This window comes from Amycolatopsis sp. La24 (genome assembly GCF_029087445.1).
Lineage (GTDB): Bacteria > Actinomycetota > Actinomycetes > Mycobacteriales > Pseudonocardiaceae > Amycolatopsis > Amycolatopsis nivea.
Genome location: NZ_JARACH010000043.1, coordinates 68,383 through 74,430, shown reverse-complemented (window position 1 = coordinate 74,430; position 6,048 = coordinate 68,383). Strand labels below are relative to the sequence as shown.

Annotated in this window: 6 protein-coding genes; 2 read left to right on the top strand and 4 right to left on the bottom strand. The window is 69.7% G+C overall.

Annotated elements, in window-relative coordinates:
- Positions 1-151: 151 nt before the first annotated feature.
- Both PUT80_RS31725 and PUT80_RS31720 read right to left on the bottom strand, forming a co-directional pair.
- The gene (locus PUT80_RS31725; protein ID WP_275294376.1) at positions 152-1,384 is read right to left on the bottom strand and encodes a hypothetical protein; all 1,233 of its coding nucleotides are present in this window, start codon (positions 1,382-1,384) and stop codon (positions 152-154) included.
- Between the two features lie 45 nt (positions 1,385-1,429).
- Complete coding sequence (locus tag PUT80_RS31720; protein WP_037811647.1) at positions 1,430-1,753, bottom strand: PadR family transcriptional regulator; 324 nt, start codon at positions 1,751-1,753, stop codon at positions 1,430-1,432.
- A gap of 160 nt (positions 1,754-1,913) precedes the next feature.
- Between PUT80_RS31720 and PUT80_RS31715 the strand changes: the two genes are divergently transcribed.
- Both PUT80_RS31715 and PUT80_RS31710 read left to right on the top strand, forming a co-directional pair.
- A complete protein-coding gene (locus PUT80_RS31715) occupies positions 1,914-2,495 on the top strand; it encodes a TetR/AcrR family transcriptional regulator (protein WP_134727859.1) in 582 nt (193 codons plus the stop codon).
- 212 nt (positions 2,496-2,707) lie between these two features.
- Entirely contained in the window at positions 2,708-4,189 is a 1,482-nt protein-coding gene (locus tag PUT80_RS31710) for a nitrilase-related carbon-nitrogen hydrolase (RefSeq protein WP_275294375.1), read from the top strand.
- Between the two features lie 165 nt (positions 4,190-4,354).
- Here the strand turns inward: PUT80_RS31710 and mutM are convergent, their stop codons facing one another.
- Entirely contained in the window at positions 4,355-5,215 is an 861-nt protein-coding gene (gene mutM, locus PUT80_RS31705) for a bifunctional DNA-formamidopyrimidine glycosylase/DNA-(apurinic or apyrimidinic site) lyase (protein ID WP_275294374.1), read from the bottom strand.
- Between the two features lie 81 nt (positions 5,216-5,296).
- Positions 5,297-6,037 carry a ribonuclease III gene (gene rnc, locus PUT80_RS31700; RefSeq protein WP_182892148.1) on the bottom strand — a complete coding sequence of 247 codons (741 nt, stop codon included), beginning with the start codon at positions 6,035-6,037 and terminating at the stop codon, positions 5,297-5,299.
- Positions 6,038-6,048 lie beyond the last annotated feature (11 nt).

Here is a 6,048-nt window from a genome sequence, read left to right as displayed (position 1 = left end):
CCTACCGGGTCAAGAAACGCACCGAACCCGCCAGCACCCGCCACCCCGGCCCACCCGCCATCAGACTCCGCAAACTCACCCCAGCAGCATGATCAAACTAAGCTACGCGGCATTGGGTTCTAACCGGCACCGGCACTCACGAGCTCCCCGGTTACCGCGTCGGCGGAGCGGGCTTGACCGGAGTGCCCGGCGGGGCTGGCGTTCCGGACGTCGCCGGAGCCTTCGGGATCACCGCCGCGAACGGCACCCCGGCGTCCTCCCGGCAGTATCCGCGATAACCGTTGTAGCCGTTGACATTCCCGTGGTCGTCCTGCACTCCCTCGACAACCTTCGGGCGCGGGAACTGGTTGTCCTGCCCGGTCATCTGGCTCGTGCCGGTGTCCTTCTCGCAGCCGTAGCGCGTGATGGTGAGCGGGCGGCCCCGGTCGTCGTACAGGTAGACGTTCTCGAGCGGTTTGCCGTTCGCGTCGAAGACGTACAGGTTGGTCAGTTCGTGCTGGCCGTAGCGCAGCGAGTCGTTGCCGTGGGAGTCCTGGTACATCGACGAGGTGTAGATCGGGGTGGAGTTCGACGAGTACGAGCGGTCGCGGACGAGGTTGACCGCCGCGCCGAGGCCGCCGAACGCGCTGCCCACCACGAACGCCGACACCGGAACCGCGATCCACAGCATCCGTCCGTCGGCCTTGGTGCGCGGGCCCGCCCACATCACGAGGCCCGCGCCGACCAGCAGCACCGGCAGCAGCAGGATCGCGTGCAGGTTCCGGACCATCAGCAGCAGCCCGAACGCCAGCAGCGCGAACCCGCAGACCACCCACCACGCCGGCTTCAGCGAGTTCAGATACGTGAGCGCGCGATCGGCCGACCGGTCGGCCCGCATCGACTTCACCATCGCCTTGGCGCGGACCACTTCCGGCAGCTCCCGCATCGCGTCGACCCCGCGGAGCAGCAGGAAAGCCACGCTCACCGCGAAGACGGGGGCGAGCACGAGCATCCCGATCAGCACCTCGGCGTCGAAACGCACCGCGGCGGAGAACGCCACCAGCGCCGTCCCCGCCGCACTGAACAGCAAGCCCCACAGGGCAAGCCGCGGTCCGACCCGGCCCGGCTTCGCCGCCGGGAGCACCTCGGTCGCCGCTTCCGGAGCCGCCGGGGCGGGCGGGTAGCCGCCGGACGCCCGCAGCTCGGCCGCGTAGCTCTCCGGGGTGCCGAGCCGCGCGACGAGGTCCTCGACCTTCGCCGCCGCCCCGAGTTCCGTCTCCATCTCGGCCAGCTGCGGCCGGACGTCCTCGAGCAGTTCCTCGATCTCGTTCGCGGGCAGATCCGCGAGCGCGGTGCGCACCCTCGACAGGTACGCCCGCGCGGCCGTCGGCTTGTCCGTGCTCATTGCTGCCTCTCCCCGATTCGTGCCGCGTTCCGCCTGTCCGCGCGGTCAGGCCCGCTCTTTCACCAAACTGTCCATAGTGGACGCGAAGCTGCGCCACGTGCGCGCCGATTCGGCGAGCCGCGCCCGGCCCCGGTCGTTCAAGCTGTAGTACTTGCGGTGCGGGCCTTCTTCGCTCGGAACCACATAGGACGTCAGCAACCCCGCCTTGTACAGCCGCCGCAGCGTGCCGTACACCGATGCGTCCCCGACCTCGTCCAGGCCGGCGACGCGAAGTCTTCGCAGCACGTCGTAGCCGTACCCGTCGTCGTCGCGCAGCACCGCGAGGACCGCCAGGTCCAGCACTCCCTTGAGCAGCTGACTGATCTCCACGGCGTTCCTTCCCCGGTGTTACGCGAGAGAAGGTACCACGCATAGCGCAGTAGTGTGCGCGGCGAGCGGCCATCCGGCGGTATCGCTGCCCATCCGGCCAGGTCAGCGGGAGACAAACGATCAAGTATACAGCGTAGACCTCCTAGTCTACAGTGTAGACATGGTCGAGATCCCGACAGCCGAACGGCTCGCGTCGGCGGCGCGCGAGATCATCGCCGCCGAGGGCGCGGCGGCGGTCAGCATGCGCCGGGTCGCCGAAGCCGCCGGAGTCACCGCGATGGCGATCTACCGGCACTACGAGAACCGAGAGGTCCTGCTGCGCGCGGTCGCCGACGCCACCGGCCGCGAACTGGGCGCGGCGTGGAAAGACCCGGCCCCGGACGGCGACTGGTTCGACCGCTTCGACGCGCTGCTGGCCCGGTTCCTGGATTTCGCGCTCGGCCAGCCGCACCTGTACCGCTTCCTGATGACCGACGACGGCGCCCAAGCCCGGCTGTACCCGGACGGTTTCCGCGAGCCCGGCTCGCCGCCGTTCACCGCGCTGGTGCGCTTGATCGAAGAAGGCATGCGCGACGGCGTCCTGCGCGAGGACGATCCGCTCGAAGCCGCGCTGACCGTGAGCACGCAGACGCAAGGCATGGTGCTGCACTACCTCGCGGGCCGGATGGGGGTGGCGGAACCCGAGTTCCGCGCACTGTGCCGACGTACTTCCCGGAGGATTTTCGATGGCCTCAGAACGTAATGCCCGCCGAGAGGTCCGGGCCCGCGCCCCTCGGCCAACGGAGCGTCCGGAGTCTCCGATGAGCTCAAAACCTCACACTCACCGAGAGATCCAGGCCGCGCGCCCTCGGCCAACGGAGCCTCCGGAGGGTCTCCGATGACCTCAGAACGTAATGCCCGCCGAGAGATCCGGGCCGTGCACCCTATGCCAACGGAGCCCTCGAAGGATCTCCGATGACCTCAAAACCTCACGCCCGCTGGCAAATCCCAGCCGCACTCCTGTCTTCGGCGGTGCTCTTCTACTTCGGCACCGGCCTCGCGCCGATCGCCGCGTTGACCTGGTTCGCGCCGTTTCCGGTGCTGCTGCTGGCAACCCGCGTCGGCGGATGGACCGCCGCGGGCACCGCGTTCGGCGCTTTCCTGCTCGGCACCGCGAATATGTGGGCCTACCAAGCACATTCCGGCGACGAACCGCTGTGGCCGTTCGGCGCCGCCATCGATGTCGGGATGTCGCTGGTGTTCACGTTCGCGGTCTGGCTTTTCTGGGCCTTGGCGCGCCGCCGCCGGACGCTGCTGGCCAGCCTGGCCGCCCCCGCGGCGTGGACCGCCCTCCTGTACTTGATCGCGACCTTGAACCCGATGGGAATGATGGGTTCCCTCGCCAACGACCAAGGCGACGCGCCCCTCGTACTGCAAACCGCGTCGTGGGCCGGAATGTGGGGCGTCGAGTTTTTGGTGCTGCTGCCCGCCTGTGCGGTCGCCGCGATGTGCGCACCCGGCGCTTCCCGGCTGCGCACCGGTGTGGTCGCCGCAGTCATCATGACGCTGTCCCTCGGCGGCGGCGCCCTACGACTTTCCGGCACGGGCGGCCCGACGGTGCGGATGGCCGCGATCACGCAAAACGCCGGCTACCACTGGGGTCCCGAACTTGGCACCGCTCGCGGCCGTGCCCTGGTGCAGGATTACATCGACCAGATTTCCGCCATGCCCGACGGCGTGCAGCTCGTTGTCTTGCCGGAAGCCGCTTTCAGCGCCGAAGAAGAATGGCCCGCCGCACTGGTCGAGCCGATGCGACGCGCGGCGAAGGCCCGTGGTGCGGCGATCGTGGTCGGCTTCGAGTATTACGACCGCCCTGGCAAGCACAACTACGACTACGCACTGGCCTTCCCCGCCGACGGCTCGGCGCCCGCTCGCTACCTGAAGCACCACGACCTGGTGAGCCCGCCCGGCCGGGACCTGGTGTTCGTCCCCGGCACGAAGGTCCCGACCGGCTTGGTGATCTGCGGCGACACGACGTTCCCCTCCCCCAGCCGCGACTACGCCGCCGCCGGTTCGCGGATCCTCGCCGTCCCCGCGGAACTGGCGGTCCCACCGGGCACCAACGACGAGGGCGGCTGGCAGCACACCCGCAACGCGCTGCTCCGAGGTGTCGAAAGCGGACAGTCGATAGCCCTCTCCGACGCGAACGGCAGCCTGATGCTGTCCGACGGCTACGGCCGCGTCCTCGGCGAAGCCCGCACCGGCGGCCCAGCCCCGTTCACGTCAGTCGTCGCCGACGTCCCGGCGGGTCCTGGCCAGACCTTCTACACCCGCTTCGGCGACTGGTTCGCTTGGCTCGCGCTGGCGATGACCGCTGCTGGCTTAGTGTTCACCCGCCTCCGCGCTGTTAAGCGACCCGAGTCCGCCGCCGACACCGCGACGCGAACAGCAGCCTGACGCTGCCCGACAGCTACGCCCGCGTCCTCGACTAGGCCCGCACCGGCGGCTACCGACGTTCCCGCCGACCCCGGCCAGACACTCCACACCCGCTTCGGCGACCGGTTCGCATGGCTCGCACTGGCGACGACCGTCGCTGGCTTGGCTTCACCCGCCTCCGCGCGACTAAGCGGCCCGAGCCCGCCGCTGACACCGCGGGCACGAGAACGACGACCGGTTCATGAACGGCTCCCTCCGGATCGGCGACCCGCACCGACGGCACGGCATCCCTTCCCGGCCGTACGCATCGAGCGAGCGCTCGAAATACCCAGACTGTCCGTTCACATTCACATAAAGCGCGTCAAACGACGTCCCGCCCACGAGCAACGCTGCCGACATCACGTCGCTGGCCGCGGACAACAGCGTTCGCCCTTGCGCGGCAGTGAGTTTCTCGGTCGGCCGGGACCAATGCAGCTTGGCCCGCCACAACGCCTCGTCGGCATAGATGTTGCCCACCCCGGACACCAACGTCTGGTCCAGCAGCGCACGCTTCACCTCGGTCCGCCGCGAGCGCAGTGCGCGCACCGCCGCCTCCGGATCGAATTTCGGGTCCATCGGGTCCCGGGCGATGTGCGCGATCGTGCCGGGCAGGCTGTCGCCGTCGACCTCGACCAGTTCGTCCAGCGCCAGTCCGCCGAACGTGCGCTGGTCGACGAACCGCAGTTCCGGTCCGTCGTCGGCGAACCGGACCCGGACGCGCAGGTGTTTCTCGTCCGGCGCGTCCTCGGGCTGCACCAGCATCTGGCCGCTCATGCCGAGATGCGCCAGCACCGCCTCGCCGTCGGACAGTTCCAGCCACAGGTATTTGCCGCGCCGCCGCGCGGCTTCGATCGTGACTCCGGCGAGCCGTCCGGTGAAGTCGGCGGCTCCCTGGGCGTGCCGCCGGATCGCGCGGTCGTGCAGCACCTCGACGGCCCGGACGGTACGGCCGGCGACGTGCGCTTCGAGACCGGCGCGGACGGTCTCGACCTCGGGTAGTTCGGGCATGCGCTCATTCTGCCCGGCGCCACCGACAAAAAACGGGGCCGGTCGACCTAGGTCGACCGGCCCCGGGAAGAGTGCGACGCGTCAGCTCGCGTCGTCGCCCGTGCCGAGTTCCTCCGACAGGGCCCGCCAGGCGGTCTCCGCGGCCTTCTGCTCGGCTTCCTTCTTCGTGGTGCCGTTGCCTTCGCCCAGCGCACGGCCCGCTACCAGCACGGTGGCGGTGAATTCCTTGCGGTGGTCGGGACCGCTGTCCTCGACGCGGTACTCGGGCACGCCGAGTCCCCCGGAGGCGGTCAGCTCCTGCAGGCTGGTCTTCCAGTCGAGGCCTGCCCCGCGCAGCGGAGCCTCGGCCAGCAACCCGTCGAAGAGGTGGTGCACGAGCTTGCGCGCGACCTCGATGCCGTGCGCGAGGTACGTGGCGCCGATGACGGCTTCGAGACCGTCGGCGAGGATGCTCGCCTTGTCCCGGCCGCCGGTGAGCTCTTCGCCCTTGCCCAGCAGCAGATGCGCCCCGAGCCCGCCCTCGCCGAGCCCGCGCGCGACGCCGGCCAGCGCGTGCATGTTGACGACGCTGGCGCGCAGCTTCGCGAGCTGGCCCTCGGGCAGGTCGGGGTGGGTGGTGTAGAGGTGGTCGGTGACGACGAGGCCGAGCACCGCGTCTCCGAGGAACTCCAGTCGCTCGTTCGGCGGCAGGCCGCCGTGCTCGTACGCGTACGAGCGGTGCGTGAGCGAAAGACGGAGCAGCTCGGGGTCGAGAACGACCCCGAGCGCCTCGAGCAACGATGCGGGATCGGCCGCGGGTCCTCCGACGGGCTTACCCCCCATGGTCGGCTGCC

What these genes read in the sequence shown, in the direction of transcription:
- PUT80_RS31725 (WP_275294376.1), bottom strand. Translation starts at nt 1,384, where the DNA reads ATGAGCACGGACAAGCCGACGGCCGCGCGGGCGTACCTGTCGAGGGTG.
- PUT80_RS31715 (WP_134727859.1), top strand. Translation starts at nt 1,914, where the DNA reads ATGGTCGAGATCCCGACAGCCGAACGGCTCGCGTCGGCGGCGCGCGAG.
- PUT80_RS31710 (WP_275294375.1), top strand. Translation starts at nt 2,708, where the DNA reads ATGACCTCAAAACCTCACGCCCGCTGGCAAATCCCAGCCGCACTCCTG.
- mutM (WP_275294374.1), bottom strand. Translation starts at nt 5,215, where the DNA reads ATGCCCGAACTACCCGAGGTCGAGACCGTCCGCGCCGGTCTCGAAGCG.
- rnc (WP_182892148.1), bottom strand. Translation starts at nt 6,037, where the DNA reads ATGGGGGGTAAGCCCGTCGGAGGACCCGCGGCCGATCCCGCATCGTTG.